This window comes from Haloferula sp. A504 (assembly GCF_044385805.1).
Lineage (GTDB): Bacteria > Verrucomicrobiota > Verrucomicrobiia > Verrucomicrobiales > Akkermansiaceae > Haloferula.
The window spans coordinates 1-16,247 of sequence record NZ_JBISBU010000086.1 but is presented as its reverse complement, the minus strand read 5'-3'; the positions used below and the strand labels follow the sequence as shown (position 1 = coordinate 16,247).

The 16,247-nt window shown below is 65.7% G+C and carries 12 protein-coding genes; 3 read left to right on the top strand and 9 right to left on the bottom strand.

The window, feature by feature from the left end; translation table 11 throughout:
* Positions 1-26: 26 nt before the first annotated feature.
* The 7 genes from ACG2LG_RS22450 to ACG2LG_RS22420 form a co-directional block, all read right to left on the bottom strand.
* Entirely contained in the window at positions 27-1,268 is a 1,242-nt protein-coding gene (locus tag ACG2LG_RS22450) for an aminotransferase class III-fold pyridoxal phosphate-dependent enzyme (RefSeq protein ID WP_396262884.1), read from the bottom strand.
* Between the two features lie 429 nt (positions 1,269-1,697).
* Complete coding sequence (locus ACG2LG_RS22445) at positions 1,698-2,546, bottom strand: ABC transporter permease (RefSeq protein ID WP_396262882.1); 849 nt, start codon at positions 2,544-2,546, stop codon at positions 1,698-1,700.
* A complete protein-coding gene (locus tag ACG2LG_RS22440) occupies positions 2,543-3,421 on the bottom strand; it encodes an ABC transporter ATP-binding protein (protein WP_396262880.1) in 879 nt (292 codons plus the stop codon). The genes ACG2LG_RS22445 and ACG2LG_RS22440 overlap by 4 nt, the downstream gene beginning before the upstream one ends.
* 8 nt (positions 3,422-3,429) lie before the next feature.
* Positions 3,430-3,969, bottom strand: a complete 540-nt coding sequence (locus tag ACG2LG_RS22435) for a type II secretion system protein (RefSeq protein WP_396262878.1) — start codon at positions 3,967-3,969, stop codon at positions 3,430-3,432.
* A gap of 2 nt (positions 3,970-3,971) precedes the next feature.
* On the bottom strand, positions 3,972-4,598 hold the full coding sequence (locus tag ACG2LG_RS22430) for a hypothetical protein (protein WP_396262876.1): 627 nt from the start codon (positions 4,596-4,598) through the stop codon (positions 3,972-3,974).
* A gap of 386 nt (positions 4,599-4,984) precedes the next feature.
* Complete coding sequence (gene murJ / locus ACG2LG_RS22425; protein ID WP_396262874.1) at positions 4,985-6,523, bottom strand: murein biosynthesis integral membrane protein MurJ; 1,539 nt, start codon at positions 6,521-6,523, stop codon at positions 4,985-4,987.
* 55 nt (positions 6,524-6,578) lie between these two features.
* A complete protein-coding gene (locus ACG2LG_RS22420; RefSeq protein ID WP_396262872.1) occupies positions 6,579-7,607 on the bottom strand; it encodes an L-threonylcarbamoyladenylate synthase in 1,029 nt (342 codons plus the stop codon).
* 347 nt (positions 7,608-7,954) lie between these two features.
* On the opposite strand from ACG2LG_RS22420, the gene ACG2LG_RS22415 reads away from it, so the two are divergent.
* Both ACG2LG_RS22415 and ACG2LG_RS22410 read left to right on the top strand, forming a co-directional pair.
* Entirely contained in the window at positions 7,955-8,959 is a 1,005-nt protein-coding gene (locus tag ACG2LG_RS22415; RefSeq protein WP_396262870.1) for a DUF3500 domain-containing protein, read from the top strand.
* 151 nt (positions 8,960-9,110) lie between these two features.
* Positions 9,111-10,247: a diguanylate cyclase gene (locus ACG2LG_RS22410; RefSeq protein ID WP_396262868.1), complete on the top strand. Its 1,137-nt coding sequence runs from the start codon at positions 9,111-9,113 to the stop codon at positions 10,245-10,247.
* A 28-nt stretch (positions 10,248-10,275) separates the two neighbouring features.
* On the opposite strand, the gene ACG2LG_RS22405 is transcribed toward ACG2LG_RS22410, so the two are convergent.
* Both ACG2LG_RS22405 and ACG2LG_RS22400 read right to left on the bottom strand, forming a co-directional pair.
* The gene (locus ACG2LG_RS22405) at positions 10,276-14,004 is read right to left on the bottom strand and encodes a glycoside hydrolase family 2 TIM barrel-domain containing protein (RefSeq protein WP_396262866.1); all 3,729 of its coding nucleotides are present in this window, start codon (positions 14,002-14,004) and stop codon (positions 10,276-10,278) included.
* A 149-nt stretch (positions 14,005-14,153) separates the two neighbouring features.
* Positions 14,154-15,572 (bottom strand): sulfatase-like hydrolase/transferase, encoded by a 1,419-nt coding sequence (locus ACG2LG_RS22400; RefSeq protein ID WP_396262864.1) that lies wholly within the window; start codon positions 15,570-15,572, stop codon positions 14,154-14,156.
* Positions 15,573-15,884: 312 nt separating this feature from the next.
* Here ACG2LG_RS22400 and ACG2LG_RS22395 point away from each other — a divergent pair, with 312 nt between their 5' ends.
* Positions 15,885-16,130 (top strand): hypothetical protein, encoded by a 246-nt coding sequence (locus tag ACG2LG_RS22395; RefSeq protein ID WP_396262862.1) that lies wholly within the window; start codon positions 15,885-15,887, stop codon positions 16,128-16,130.
* Positions 16,131-16,247 lie beyond the last annotated feature (117 nt).

The following is a 16,247-nucleotide window of genomic DNA, read 5'->3' as shown; positions in this document are numbered from 1 at the left end:
GGGCGCGAGTGGCCTCGCGCGGTCCTTCAAGCTTCCGCCAAAGCTTTTCGTATCGCCCCAACCGCCAACTCCAACTCCCCCATGCCGACACACAGCGGCGGCATGAGCACCACGGTGTCGCGGATCGGGCGCGTCAACAGACCATGCTCACGGGCTTTCAGGCAGACCGATAGTCCGAGACCTTCGCGCAGTTCGATGCCGGTGATCAGGCCCCGCTGGCGCACCTCGACCACCTCTTCGTGATCCCGCGCCAGGTCGGCCAGCAGCCTTCCCAGATGCTCCACCTTGGCGGGCAGTCGTTCGAGGGTCTGCTCACTCTCGAAGAGCCCAAGACTCGCCAGCGCCGCCGCGCAGGCCAGCGGATTGGCCGTAAAACTATGTCCGTAGTAAAAAGCCTGCTCCGGACCGCCGAGAAAGGCGTCGTAGATCCGCCCGGTCGTCAACGTCGCCCCCAGCGGCAGGTAGCCGCCGCTCAAACCCTTGGCGAGGCAGAGGAAATCGGGGATCACCTCCTCCTGCTGGCAGGCGAACATCGTGCCGGTCCGGCCGAAGCCGGTCATGACTTCATCGAGGATCAGCAACACGTCGTGCCGATCGCACCAGTCGCGCAGCTCCGCCAGCATGCCGTCGGGCCATGGCCGCATCTCGTTCACCCCCTGGATCAGCGGCTCGATGACCACGGCATTCAGGTTGGCGGGATCCAGCTGGGCGACGGTTTCGACGAAGTCCACCCCGGGGCCGAAGCGACGAAAGCGCTCGAAGAACCGGTCCACGCCACCGAGCGCCGCCGCGCCCATCGTGTCGCCATGATAGCCATTGACGAAGGCGGCGAAGCGGGTCCGCTCCGGCTCCCCGGTCTGCATCCGGAACTGCAGCGACATCTTCATCGCGACCTCGACCGCCGTCGATCCGTCGTCGGAAAAGAACACCCGCTCGAGCGTGCCATCGGGGAAAAACCCGCACAGCCGCCCGGCCAGTTCGCTCGCCCGTGGATTGGCGAAGCCGAGGTAGGAGCTGTGGGCGATCGCGTCGAGTTGGGCGGTGATCGCGGCATTGATCGCCGGATGCGCGTGGCCGTGAATGTTGGTCCAGATCGAGCTGTTGCCATCGAGGTAGCGGCGGCCCTCCGAGTCCCACAGCCACGGGCCTTCGCCGCGGACGATGACCAGCGGTTCATGCCCGGGATCCGTCCACTCGCCCTGCGCGGTGAACGGATGCCACGCGTGCCGCTTGTCGGCCGCTATCCATCGCCGGGTTTCCTCACGCACGGTGGCAGGATGAATTCACTTCGCGGGCTTGCCCATGGGAATCTCCGGAACCCTACGCGATCACGCGATGGGCGGAGTGGAGAATCCGGGCATGATGGCGATGTCACGCACATGGGGATTTAAAGGTCCCCCCGACACAGTCGGCCGGTGTGGCTCCGGGGTTTGGCGACCGAGGGAGCCCGCCGGTCGGCTTGTTTTCAGGCGTCCAGCCCAGCCTTTGGCCACACGGGCATTTTCAACCACAGAGGACGCAGAGACCACAGAGATTGAAATTCTGGTGATCAATGACCCAGAACACCCGATCTCGACATGAAACGGAAATGAACTCATCGGGAGCAAGCCCGTTCCCGATTCTTCTGCGATCTCTGCGTTCTCTGCGGTTTTCCCTGTCCACATCCGCCGCGGACGACCGGGACGATCCTCCCTGCCTCAGGTCTTGAAATCCCGGGTCTGGAAGGCGATCGCGCCGATGACGAAGAAGGTGAAGTTGAGTCCGCCGAGGAAGGCGTAGGCCTCGGTGATCTTCGGCCACGAGATGTCGAACTCCATCAGGTACACCCAGCAGCTCATCCGCCAGGTGATGAACCATTCCTCATACGGGCGGAAGAAGGGGAAGTTCTGCAGGATCATGTCCACGAACAGGATCGCCAGGGTGAGGATGGTTGCCGCCGCCGGCTTGATCCGGAAACAGGAGAACATGAAGGCCAGTGAGGAGATGGTGATCATGCTCACGCCGATCCCGGCCGCGCTCAGCGCGAGGCGTCCGATGCCGGAAGACCAGGTGTCATAGACCGCGAAGACCTTCATCTTCGGCTCCGCGACGAACAGCCCGCCCTCCCAGCCGACGGCCATCACCGCCATCCCGTAGCCGGTGATCCCGACAAAAAACACAAAGGTGAAGGTGTAGATGGCGATGGAGGTGTATTTGAGGAGCAGCAGCCGCAGGCGGCTGATCGGCCGCGCCAGGACGAGCCGCAGGTTGCCGTCCTCGTTTTCCTTCGCCACCACGTCCCCGGCGACCAGCGCGAAGAAGATCGAGCCGAGCAGCACCATGCTGAAGATCATGACCATGAAGGTCAGCGTCAGGGAGCTGAAGAAGTAGTCGAACTCGTAGCCGTTGCGCTCGATCAAACGGCGCATGTAGTAGCCGCCGTTGGTCGTCTTGTAGACGATCAGGATGATCAGCTCCATCACCACGAAGGCCCCGTAGCCCATGTAGGTCCGGGGCCGGGCGAAGAGCTTGCGGAGTTCGCCGCGGAGTTGTCGCAGGAACATCATCGGGTGATCTCGAGGTAAAGGTCTTCCAGCGAACGCTTCACCGGGGCGAAGGCCGCGACGCGGATCTCGAGGCCGACCAGTGCGGCGACCATCAGCGGCGGATCGAGCGCCGGGGGCATCGCCACCCGGCCGGGACTCAGGATGGTGCAACCCTGGAGTTCGAGAAAACGGGCCGCCTTGTCCCACGGATCGCAGTCGATCACGTAGACCTGGTCGTCGTCGGCCAGGTCCGAAACCCGGCCTTCGAAGATCCGCCGGCCTTCCTTGAGGATGGCGACGCGGTCGCACATCTGCTCGACCTCGGCCAGCAGGTGGGAGTTGAAAAGCACCGTCATCCCGCGCTCGTCGCGCAGCCCGAGGATGAAGTCGCGGAACCACTTGATGCCCTCGGGGTCGAGGCCGTCGGTCGGCTCGTCGAGCAGCAGCACCCGCGGCATCGGCAGCAGGGCCTGGGCGAGCGCCAGGCGCTGGCGCATGCCATGCGAGTAGGTCCGCACCTTCGAGTCGATGCGGTCGGCCAGGCCGACCCTCTCGACGATTTCCGAGGTCGCCGCGCGGTCGAAGGGCGCCGAGTAGGTGCTCAGGATGCGGAGGTTCTCCCAGCCGCTCAGGTATTCGTAGAAGCAGGGGCTTTCGAAGATCGAGCCGACCTGCTGCAACGCCGCCGCGCGCTTCCGCTGCACCGACACGCCGTCGATGCGCGCCTCGCCGGAATCGGGCTCGACCATCCCGAGGATGATCCCGAGCGCGGTGCTCTTGCCGGCGCCGTTGTGACCGAGCAGGCCGTAGATTTCGCCCTCCCCGACGCGCACCGACACGTCCTCGAGCGCCGGCTTGCGGCCGAAGGTCTTGTTGAGCGAATCGAGTTCCAGCATGGTCGGGTTCAAGGTCCAACCGAAAGCCGCACCCGGCCTTCCACCGACTGGTCGGCATAAAGGTAGTTCTGGGAGCCGCCGTCGCCACCGGGATGCCACCCTTCCTTGTCGAAGACGAGCGGGATTCTCGACGGATCGTCGGTGATCACGAAACTGCCGAACCCGAGTTCGAGGTCCGCGGCCGGCTCGCCGTTGACCAGGGGGTTCCAGGCGTAGCTGGAGCCGGTCTTGCGGAACTGCTCCTTGTCGGCCGGGCACTCGAACACGCCGTCTTCACCGATGTAGGGGGCGAGTCCGGTTTCCAACACCGGGACGTCTTCGTCCCGGGAGCCCCGGCTCATCTGCCAGTCGCGGGGCATCTTCTGGAAGTTCTCCTGCAGGTACAGCTCCAGCCCCGTGCCGATCTGGCGGAGGTGCGTCACGCAGGTCGCCTTGTGCGACTTGCGGACGCCGGTGCGGATCAGCGGAAAGGCGATGCCCGCGAGGGCGGCAATGATCACCACCACCACCAGCAGCTCGACCAGGGTGAATCCTCGGCGCCTTGACATTCTCATCGTTCTCCAGGTCGGAATTCGTTGCCGCGCAGGCCCTTCAAGACACCATCCATCGCCTCCATCAACGGGGCCAGGTCGAGCTTGGCCTCGGCACTGGTTTCCTCGAAGAAGGCGCTCACGCCCTCCTCGGTGATCCGGGCCAGCATGTCCTCGCTCAGCTCCTCGGCGCGGCGGATGTCTTCCCCGGTCCGGCCCTCCTCGATCTGGCGCAGGCCGTCCTCGACGATCTTGCGGCGCTCCTCGGAGCTCATCACGTCGAGGGCGCGCATCATGTTCTTCATCGAGGTTTCGACCGTCATCTCGACGAACATCTCCTTCTCGTCCGGTGCCATGCGGCGGAAGAAATCCTCGCCGATTCGTTCCCGGCGTGCCTCGTCGCGCTCGGCGAAGTCGAGCTTGTTGTACATGTAGGCGACTTCCCTGATCTGGTCCTCGCGCTCGGAAAGCACCGCGCCCGGCGGCACGCCCTCCGACCAGTCCTCCAGGTTCACCTCGGAGATCTTCTCGCTGATCTTCTCGGCGGTGACCCGCTTCGACCCCGCGATGGCGCGGACGCCCGCCACCAGGGCCCAGACGAGTGCCAGGGCCACGACGGCTTGAATCAGGATGCGTTGCTTGGCCATTCCAAGCTGAGATTAAGGGCGATTCCGGCACACGCAAGCACCGGGAACAGCGTGCCACTGAAAGGAGTGGGCATGGCCGGGACTTGCCCACCAGATGCCCTTCCCGGTGTCAGGATCTCGGAGTCGCCAGCGAAGCCATATGCGGACTTCAGTCCACCCTTGCGGCGTGTCTTTCTCCCGGGCCGACGCCGGGCGGCAGGGATCCGCTTCTAGACTGCGGCGATTCATCGCCGCTTTGGCGAAGCATTTCAATGCGAGCCGGGCCATCGAGCCGCGCCATCGGCGATGAATCGCCTCCATCAAAGCGGCGATGAATCGCCGCAGTCTAGATTTCCCGGAGGCTCGTCGGCCTGGGCGGAGTTCAGTTGCACCCCCGGGAACAGCACCTAACGCCGGAAGCCGTGCCTGAGTTCCGCGATCGAGGTGGCTTTCAGCGCCATGGCGATCAGGGCGTAGGCGGTCGCCCCCACTCCGACCAGCAGCAGCATCGCCACCACTTTCTGCCACTGGACCCCGGTGAACCACGGCTCCAGCGCGTGATTCGCGACATAGACGACCGCCCCCATGGCCGCGGCGGCGAGGAGGGTGCGGACCAGCTGCTTCCGGCGTTTCGGCCCGAGGCCCAGGCTGCCGCGCAGGCCGTGGACCAGCAGCACCACATTCACCCAGCCGGCGAGACTGGTGGCCATGGCGATCCCGACGAAGCTGAAGACCGGAAACAGCGCCAGACTCGCTACGGCGTTCACCGACACGGTGACCAACGCGATCTTCATCGGCGACTTGGTGTTCTCGCGGGCGAAGTATCCGGCCTGCAGGACCTTGACGAGGACGTAGGCCGGCAGGCCCACGGCGAATGCGGCCAGCGTGCGCGAGACGTGCAGCGTGTCCTCGGCGCTGAACTGGACCCGCTCGTAGATCGGACCGACGAAGGCCGCCGGGGCCACCACGAAGGCGGCCATCGCCGGCAGCGTGAGCAGCATCGAGAACAGCAGGCCGCGCCCGATCGCATCGTTCGCCGCCAGTTCGTTGCCGCCCCGCAGAAGACGCGTGATCTCCGGCAGCAGCACCACGCCGAAGGCCGCCCCGATCATCCCGTTGGGCATCTGGAACAGTCGGTCGGCGTAGTTGAGGCTGCCGATCGCCGACTCCTGGGACGAGGCAATCGCGGTGCCGATCACCAGGTTCACCTGCTGGATGCCCGCCGCGAGGACGCCCGGCCCCATCAGCAGCATCAACCGCCGGATCCTCGGAGTCAGGGTCGGCTTCACCGGCACGATACGGATGCCCCGGCGCCAGCAACTGACCCACAGCAGCAGCAGCTGGGCGAACCCTGCGGCGCAGACCGACCACGAGACCGCGGTGCCGATGAGCTCGAGCTCCCCCTGCCAGTGGGCGAGCGGCACGAGCACCCCGAGCACCGCCAGCATCAGCACGTTCAGCAGGACCGGTGCAAAGGCGGGCATCGAGAACACCCCCACCGTGTTCAGCACCCCGCTGAGGTGGGCGGAGAGGGCCATGCACAGCAGGTAGCTGAACATGATGCGGCCGTAGGCCACGACCAGCACGTAGGTGTCGGGCTCGGCCAGCGGCACCAGCAGTTTCGCAAACCACGGCATGCCGGGAATGATGACCAGCGTGGCGACCAGCAGCACGCCGCCAAGCCAGGAGAACGCGTTGCGGGCGAAGCGATGGGCCACCTCCGGGTTGCCCTCCGCCAGCTCGCGACCGAATAGCGGCACGAAGGCGGAGTTGAAGGCCCCTTCCCCGAAGATCCGCCGGAACATGTTCGGCAGCCGCAGCGCCGCGTAGAAGGCATCGGTGACGATGCTGGTGCCGAGAAACGCCGCCATGAAGATCTCGCGCACCAGCCCGAGGATCCGGCTCATCATCGTGAAGCCGCCGACGGTGGAAAGGGCGCGAAGCATGGGTGGCGAATGTGCGGACGGAAGAAGGTCGGCGTGTGAAGCGCGGATGAAGAATCTAACGGTTGACCGCGGCCCGCCGCAGGCGGTCCATGATCGCCTGGCCGAGGCCGGTGTCGGTCACCGGCTCGGCGACGATCGCATCGAGCCCGGCCTCGTCGAGCGTGCGCAGCACGTGGAAGAGCCGCACCGCCGCCTCGGGCAGCTTGCCGCTGCCGGGGCTCAGGCTTTCGACCACCGCCCAGTCGTGGGCCCCGACATAGCCGGCCTTCGGGTCGCCCTTGTGGCTCATCAGCCCGTAGCGTTTGCCTTTCTCGGGTCGGAAGTCGGCCGGCTTGTCGAACAAGTAGAGCGGAGTACGAGGCGCATAGTGGCTGGCAAGCTGGCCGGGGACGTCGGGCTGCTCGTCGATCAGCCGCTTCCTCTCGACCACCACCCGGCCGAAGTTCTGCAGCTCCTTCTTGGTCACCGGCCCGGGCCGCAGCAGGTGGAGGATCGGGCGCTTCTCGCCCGGCTCGATGCGGATGATCGTGCTCTCCAGCCCGTCGCGGCAGGCACCGCCGTCGATGATCAGCGGAATCCGCCCGCCGAGTTCCTTCATCACCGCCGTCGCCGAGGTCGGCGAGATCCGCCCGAAGCGGTTGGCACTCGGCGCGGCGATCGGTTTGCCAAAGCCACGGCCGATGCCGCGGAAGACGCGGTTGCCGCTCTGGCGGACCGCCACCGTGTCGAGCCCGCTGGTCACCAGGTCCGGGATGGACGCGACCTTGGGCAGGACGATGGTCAGCGGCCCCGGCCAGAAGGCCGAGATGAGTTTCTGGAAAACCTTGTCGATGTCGTCCGGCACGGTCGCGACCTGATCGAGATCCTTGACCGAGGCGATGTGGACGATCAGCGGGTCAAAGGCCGGCCGTTCCTTGATCTCGAAGATCTTCGCCACCGCGGCGGCGTTGGTCGCATCCGCCCCGAGCCCGTAGACCGTCTCGGTCGGCACCGCCACCACCTCGCCCTGCGCCAGCAGTTCCGAGGCAGCCGCCACGGCTTCCTTCATGTTTTCGTCCTCGGCGGCGATGATGCGGGTTTCCACACCGCGTGGCATAGCCCGACCGCCTCCCACCGACAAGCCCGGGGAGAAGAGGGATTCACCGCCAAGGCGCCAAGGTCGCAAAGTTGGAGGGGGAAGAATTGGGAAACCGCAGAGGACGCAGAGATCACAGAAAATTGAGGAGAAGCCCATTCATTGGAATCCGGGTCTCTGCGTTCCTCTGTGCTCTCTGCGGTCCATCGATCCCACGTAGGATCTCGACACTCCGGTTCCGTGGTTTTCCTCAAGCCTGTGTCACTGATGGCTCTACGAAATCCGCGCCTTCGCGATGAAACTCTGCACAGAAAATGGTTCGACGCGCCCGCCTCTTCCAGGGAGATTGGCGAATCATGTCTTCCAATCGTCGCCCCGATTCCGACTCCCCGCAGCTGGCCAGCCGCCGCTCCTTCATTCAAACGGCCGGCCTCGCCGCCGGAGCCATCGGTGCCGGAGGCATCGTCCCGGCATTCGCCAACGACACGCCCGCGAAGTCGCCCTCGGAGACGCTGGTGAAGACCTTCCACGACAGCCTCAGCGAGGAGCAGCGAAGGCTGATGTGCTTCGCCTTCGACCACAAGCTGCGCTTCGACGTCGACAACAACTGGCACATCACCAAGGCCAGGGTGAAGGACTTCACCAGGGACCAGCAGGCCATGATCAAGGAGATCTTCATGGGCCTTCACAGCGAGGAGTACGCGCAAAGGGTCTACGACCAGGTCCAGTCGGACAGCGGCAGGGCCGGCTTCGAAGGAGGTTCATCGGTGGCGCTCTTCGGCGAGCCGGGTACGGGCAAGTTCCAGTTCGTGCTGACCGGACGCCACTGCACCCGACGCTGCGACGGCGACTCGGTGGAGGGCGCATCCTTCGGCGGGCCGATCTTCTATGGTCACGCCGCCGGGGGCTTCCGGGAGGGGCCGAAGCATGAGGGAAACGCCTACTGGTACCAGGCCGAGCGCGCCAACGAGGTCTATCAGATGCTCGACGGCAAGCAGCGCGGGATCGCGCTGCTCGGTGAGAGCCGCGGCGAGAACGGCCTCGAAACCGTGACGCTGACCGGCAGGAAGAAGGGTCTCGACGGCATTCGCGTCGGCGACCTGTCCCACGACCAGAAGGACCACGTGCGCAAGGTTCTCGCCGACCTCATGGCCCCCTTCCGCCAGCGCGATGCCGAGGAGGCGATGAGGCACGTCGAGGCCGGTGGCATCGACAACCTCCACCTCGCCTTCTACAAGGACGAGAACATCGGCGACGACGAAGTCTGGGACGTGTGGCAGCTCGAGGGCCCCAACATGATCTCCTACTTCCGCGGCAAGCCCCACGTCCACGCCTGGCTCCACATCCGCGAACCGGCGTGAGCGTCGGCTGCGAGGACCGGGCCGCAGCGATCAGATCCCCGACCCATCCCCCGACCCCGGACCAAGGCGCACAATCTGCATCGTTCCCGGGGCATCCGTGTGCTTCCATGTTCACGCATGGTTCCATCTCTGAATTCAGGTCCGCCTTTCCATGACCTCCCCAACCCGCAGTGAAGCAGATCCGGCAGCGACCGAGATTCACACCCTCGGCACCGACCGGCTGGCCGGGTGGTCCGGACGGCGGCTCGAGCGCCCCGCACGGGACGAGCTGCCCAGGTTGAACGAGGTGTTCCGGGAAATTCTCTGGACGGCGAACGAGTACATTCCCTCCGACGCCGGCAGCATCTGCCTCGGCGGCCTGCCGCAGGCCGATGACGAGCTGGTCTATGTTGCGGCTTTTGGAAAACGCGCCCACGCCATCACCGGAGAGCGCCTTCCCATCACCGAGGGCATCACCGGCCGGGTCTTTCGCGAGGGCACGGTGGCAATGATCAACGACCCCCGGAGCGACCCGCATTTCTTTGCCGGGATGGACGAGAAATCGGACTACCACACCCGCTCCATCCTGGCCGCTCCGATCCGCCTCGACAAGGATCCGGTGGGCGTCATCAGCCTCGTGAACCGCCTCGGCATGGACGGCTTCCGAGAAGCCGACCGCCGACTCCTCGGCGTGCTGTGCGGCTACGCGTCGAACTCCCTGCTCAACCTCGCCGACGCGGCCTACCATCGGGAGATCGCCCGACGGGACAACCTGACCGGCCTTCGCAATGACCGCTTCTTCCACCAACAGCTGCGCGTCGAGCTGGAAGCCCGGGAACGCAGCGGCGCCGACCTCAGCCTGCTCTTCCTCGACCTCGACCGCTTCAAGAGGGTGGTCGACACCCACGGCCACCTGATCGGCAGCCAGGTGCTGGCCGAGGTCGGCCAGCTCATCGCCCGCGTCGTGACGCAGCCCGATGCGACCCTCGCGCGCTACGGCGGCGACGAGTATGTCGTCATCCTTCCCGGCGCGGACGCGGCTGCGGGCGTGGCCACCGCCGAGTCGATCCGTCAGGCCATCGCCGACACCGTGTTCCTTTCCGAGCCCGGCGCGGACGGCCGGCCCGCGCTGAACCTGAAGCGCGAGTTTTCCGCCAGCATCGGCGTTGCTTCCTACCGCGACTGCTCGTTCGCCACCCACCCGCCGGCCGATTGGAAGACCCGCCAGCGCGACTTCATCCAGATCGCCGACGAGGCGATGTATCGGGCCAAGCGGGAGGGCAAGGACCGCGTGTGCGCCGGGCGATGAGCGGGAGCACCGGGCTTCTGCCGCAGGGTCACCGCGCCAGCAGCGGCGTGATCTCGGCGGCGGTGGCCCACGGCCCGTGGTGGCTCGCATCCGCGAAAAGGCGGATGAACCGCGCTTTCACCGACATCGGAAACATCGCCTCTTTGAGTCCGGCCTCGTCGCGCCACACTCCCTGGATCACCCCCTGCCAGCGTTCGCCATCAGACGATATCTGGATCCGGTAGCGCCAGATCCGCCCGTTCACGTTGTCCGGCCGCGGCAGGTAGCTCAGCCCCTCGAGCTCCATCGTTTTCCCGAGGTCGATGGTGAAGACATGCGGCGGTTCGGGAGCACCGTCCTGCCACTGCGTGTGCCAGAAAGTCGACGCGTCGCCGTCGATCGCGTGCCGGGCAAAACCCTCGCCCGGCTGCTCGCTCGATGCCGTGGCCGACCAGCCGCTGCGGTCGAGCTGATAGGCGAAGCTGCGCAGCACCGGCGTCGCGGGGACCTGGCCCGCGGCGGCCTGGGGAATCACGCTCACCACGCCCTCGACCACCTTGGCCGGGAGTTCGAGCGCGCGACCGTCGACCTTCGCCTCGGCGGCGCCGGGCGCGGTCACCGTGCCATCGGGCCCCCGCACCGGAACCGCCGCCTCGCCGAGCGCGACCCCGGTCCGCGCGGATGCCGGATCCTCGCCGCTGGCGATCGGTTTCAAGGCCACGGTCAAACGTTGGGGCCCGCTCTTCACCCGGTACTTTTCGAGCGTCGCCGGACCGCAGGAGCCGCCACCGATCCCGGTCTGCGCGGCGTCGAGGGTCAGCACCGTGGCGTCGGCCGTCTCCAATTCGGTCGGATGCCGCGCCGCCGCCAGTTGCTCGTCGGTGAGCGGCAGGGCCGAGAACGAGAAACTCCGGCCCGCCGGCTGCCACACCAGCAGCCCGCCCTTTGCTCCTGTGAGCGCGACCCAGCCCGTGTCCTCGCGGTTGCCCATGAACTGCGGCTTCACGTAGGGCTCGAAGAATTCCTTCACCGAAAGCGCGTGCCGGCCGAGCGGGCTGCCGGTCTTGCGGTCGACGTAGTTCTCCCACGGCCCGCGTCCCTGCCACTCGACCTGCGAAAGCGACGGGTCGAGGAACATCCGCAGCCCGACCCGCGGCAGCACCATCGCCTCGCGCGACGGAAGGATCACCGCGTCGACCAGCAGCGTGCCGCCGCCGAGGCAGGTGTAGGTCGTCGAGGTCTCGACGAGGAACCCGCCGAGTCCGGTCGAGCGGACGGCGGTGGTGACGCGCGGCCGCGGGGACTTCTCGACGTGCAGCGCGACGAGTTGGTGCTCGAGCTGGTCGAGCCCGGCGGACGCCCATGCGCCGCGCGCGTAGCCGTCGTTGTCGCCCGGCGCCCGGAACAGATGGGTCTCGGGTCCGCGACCGCCGGCGATCCGCTCCCGCCCGTCGTGCTTGAGCGAGACCAGGCGGCCGCTCTGCCGGTCGATCGACGCCTCGAAGTCCCCGTCGCGCAGGATCACGGCGGCGTCCGTTTCCTCGACCGTTCCGCCACCGGCGACCTTCGCTTCCAGCGGCACGCGTTTGAGCACGAACTGCCGCCACGCGACCTCGTAATCCTTCTCCGCCCACGGCGTGTCCTCCTTCAAGACCAACGCGGCCTTGAGCACGTAGTCGGTGCCCGGTTCGGCCCCCGCCTTCAAGGTGTCGGGCAGTTCGATCTCGACGGTTTCCCACGGCTCCACCGGCGGGGCGGCCATCCTCGCACCGGACACGACGCGGCCGTTCGCCTCCAGCGTGAGCCGCAGCTCGTGCCGCTCGTCCGGGGTCGTGTGGAATAGCTCGTTGCGCAGCCGCAGCCTGCCGTCCTCATACCAGAACTCGGCCGGCTGGTAGCTCGACTTCACCTGCCGGCTCTTGGCGTTGAGGGTGTGGTCGGCATTGACGATGCCGTTGCAGCAGAAGTTCCCGTCGTTCGGCTTGTCGCCGAAATCGCCGCCGTAGGCGAAAAACCAGTCGCGCCCGTCCGGAGACAGCTGGCCCGGCGCCGCCTTCTTGCGCAGCCCCTGGTCGACCCAGTCCCAGATGCAGCCGCCGATCAGCCGCTTGTGCGTTTCAAAAGCCTCGACGTACTCGTCCAGGTTGCCCGTGGCGTTGCCCATCGAGTGGGCGTATTCGCAGATGAAGATCGGCCGCGACGAGCGCTGCGCACCGACCGAATGGAGCCAGCCGACGCCGGCATACATGTGCGAGTCCATGTCGTCGTGCGGCGACGGGTCGGGATAGCGCTCGTACTGGATCGGCCGGGTGCGGTCGAGCTCGCGCAGCGCCGCGGAGGCCGCCTCGAAGTTCGCCCCCGGCCCCGCCTCGTTGCCCAGCGACCAGATCACCGCCGACGCCCGGTTCTTGTCGCGCTGATACATGTCCACGACCCGCTCGACGTGCGCCTTCTTCCACCGCGGCGGATGGCTCAGCGAATCCTCGCCGTAGTAGTAGCCGTGCGACTCGATGTTCGCCTCGGCGACCAGGTAGATCCCGTATTCGTCGCACAGTTCGAGGAAGCGCGGGTGGTTCGGGTAGTGGCTGGTGCGCACGCAGTTGATGTTGAGCTGCTTGAGCAGCTTCACCTCGCGCTCCATCAACTCGTCGCTGACGTAGCGGCCGGTGTCCGGGTCGTGCTCGTGGCGGTTGACGCCCTTGAGGATCACCGGCCTGCCGTTCACCAGGAACTCGCCCTCGTCGCTGAAGCCGAGCTTGCGGAAGCCGACCCGGTGCCGCTGCGCTCCGAGCACCCGCTCGTGACCCTGGCTGGTGGTGATCACCAGCGTGTAGAGCTCCGGCGTCTCACCGGTCCACAGCCTCGGGTTCTCCAGCGTGCCCTCGACCACACCCGATCCCTCGGCCTCCGCGCCCCAGACGACCTCACCCTCCGGATCGAGAAGCTGCACGCCGATCATCGTCTCGAGCGGCTTGCGCCCTCCGGGCGTCGCATACTCCAACTCGACCTTCAGCGCGGCCGACCCGAGATCCTCGGAAAGCTCGTACTTGAAGGCGTAGTCGCGCAGCCACGTCTTCGGCGTCGCGTAGAGCATCACGTCGCGAAAGATCCCGCTCAGCCGCCAGAAATCCTGGTCCTCGAGATACGACCCGTCGCTCCAGCGATAGACCTCCACCGCGATCAGGTTGTCGCCGCTCTTCAGGTAGGGAGTGATGCGGAACTCCGCCGGCAGGTAGCTGTCCTGCGAATACCCGACCTTCTCGCCGTTCACCCAAAGATAGAAGGCCGACTCGACGCCGCCGAAATGGACGAACACCTCATGCCCGTCCCAGTCGGCCGGCAGGGTGAAACTCCGGCGGTAGGAGCCGACCTCGTTGCGGTTTTCGTAGGCCGTCCAGTCCCGCGGCGGCTCGCTGGTCACCCGCGGCTCGTCGCGGCGGAAGGGATAGGTCTGGTTGGTGTAGATCGGCACGCCGTGTCCCTGCGTCTGCCAGTTGCCGGGCACCTCGATTTTTCCCCAGCCGGAGAGGTCGAAATCCGCCCGCTCGAATCCCACCGCCCGCTCTTCCGGTCGCTTGGCGAAATGAAAGTCCCACCCGCCGTTGAGCGAGCGCACCCGCGACGACTCGCGCCAGTCCTTCTCCAGCGCCCCGGCCCGGCTGGCGAAGGGCATCGAGAACACCCGCGCCGGCTCCTTGTGGATCCCGGTGACCTGCTCGTTCTCCCAATCCGGTGCCGCCTGCAGGACGCCCGCCAACCCCAGCCAAAATGCGATCATTTTCACGAGCCTCGTCGTAGATCCGGCGCATCCGCCGATAGCTCTCCAAGGGCCGGCGACAGCAATCGGCAGCTCATCGCGGGTATCTCGCCCTGAGATCAGCCAGCGCGGCGGGTCAGGCCTTAGGATCGACGTCTTGGGGTTCGCGTTCACTCTTTTGCGACCGGAACGAAATCGATTGGCGCGCCCAGGGGAATCAGTGGTTCCTTCGCCACGCTTTTCTGGAAATCCTGAATGATCTTGCTCGTGTGGGCGATGACCCAGCTATGAACGTGCGGATAGTTGTAGGCGTTCCGCTCTTTCGGGTCCGCATCCAGGTTCACGATGTGAGGCGTGGCCAATGCGAGCGCGGGCTCATCAAGCGCGCGTTGCAGCACCATCACCATCTTGAACTGGTGCCATTTCACCCCATACATCCGTTCACCCATCCAGTAGGGAAACCCGTCCCGCGGCGACTCGTCCTCCTTGCCCTCGAAGAAACCCCGCTGGTCAAGTCCGTCGATCACCCGGTCGCCCGGAACCTCCGCGCCCGCCCACTTGAGCAGCGTGGTGAACATGTCGGTGATGTGGACGACGTCGTTGCTCCGGCGTTTCGCCGGCACCACGCCGGGATAGCGGACCAAGCATGGCGTGCGGAGCGATCCTTCAAGACCCGTGAAATAAGACCCGTCCCAGAAACCCGCCGTCCCGCGCCAGGGATCCATCTGTTCCGGTCCGTTGTCACCCGAGAAGACGACGATGGTGTTCCCATCGAGCTCCATGCTCTCGAGGAAATCGAGGAGATCCCCGAAGTCATGGTCCAGTTGCAGCAGGCAGTCCGCGCGCTCGCCGTGGCCGGATTTGCCCGCGAACTCCTCGCGTGGAGTCGTGGGCAGGTGCATCAGGGTGTGATTGAAGTAGAGGAAAAACGGCTTTCCGGCTTCCTTGCTGCGCCGGATGAACTCCTTGCTCCGCTTCAGATACTCAAGGTCGAGATCCCGTTTCACCGGCGGAGTGAGCTGGATGGTCCTGGTGACGTCCGAGCCCTTCTTTCCCTCATACATGTAGGCTACCGGATCGCGCTTGGGATCATACCATGGGTCCTCGGCCCACAGCGCCTCGTCGTAGCTATGGGGCGGACCATACCACTCGTCGAATCCCTGATCGGTCGGCCAACGACCTTTCGAAGCCCCAATGTGCCATTTGCCCATGCACGAAGTGGCGTAGCCGTCGTCGGAAAGTATCTCCGCCATGGTTCGTTCCCAGGTCACGAGGCCGCCATCGCTCCCTGCGAGAGCAACCGTGTGGTTGCCGGAGCGGATGGAGTAGCGTCCCGTCATCAATGCCGATCGCGACGGCGTGCACTGGGTCTCGGGAGCAAAGTTGAGAAGCAACATTCCCTCGTCCGCGAAACGGTCGATCCTGGGAGTCTCCGCCCCCCGGAGGATGCCGCCCCCGTAACAACCCGGCTCCCCATTGCCGAGGTTGTCCACGAGGAAGTAGACGATGTTGGGCTTGGCCTGACCGGCGAGAGCACTGACTTGCCCGAACGGAATGAGGGCGACGATAGTGAGGACTTCAAGTCTCATGGGGGATACCATTGTGGGTGGATCGGCGATAGCAGCTGGAACTCGCAGCGGGTCAGGTGTTAGGAGCGACGCCTCGCCGATTGGTTTGGTTCAGGTGCGAGCCTGTGGAGGAAGTGGTGGTGGCCCAAAGGAAGGCCAGGACTTAGCCTTGGAACTCGAGCCTCCCTCCTTCAGCAGATACTGGTACCAGTGAAGCACATTGTCTTCGAAGCCGTTCCTCAGTCGCTTCAGGACCCGAATCCACGGGAAGCACACCACTCCACCTGCGGTTCGCAGTGCTGGTGAGCCGTCGGAGATGCCCCACTCTCCTCCGTGGCTCCGCCGGTAGCTCTCCCCAAGGTAGCTACCGAAGATTGTCGCCATGTCCTGAACGACATCATCGGACGGCTTGCTCCTCTGAAGGTCCAAATGGAGGAGATTCAGTACATCCTCAATCTGGCTTACAAACCCGTCGGAATAGTCAGCGCTCTTGCCGAACTTCTGCGCGAGGAAGCTGACGCACTTCTCGGCCGTTTGCGTGGCAACTCGTTGAAGCTGCGGATCTGGGGTGAAGCTTGAATCCATCGGTGGAAATTCTAGGGCGATTGAGGTAGGGACGCCGGTCGCCCGGCGCCCCCCTCGCAGATCCCGGCGTGCGGAACTACCGCACCGGGCTCCTCGGATGGACGCGCAGCG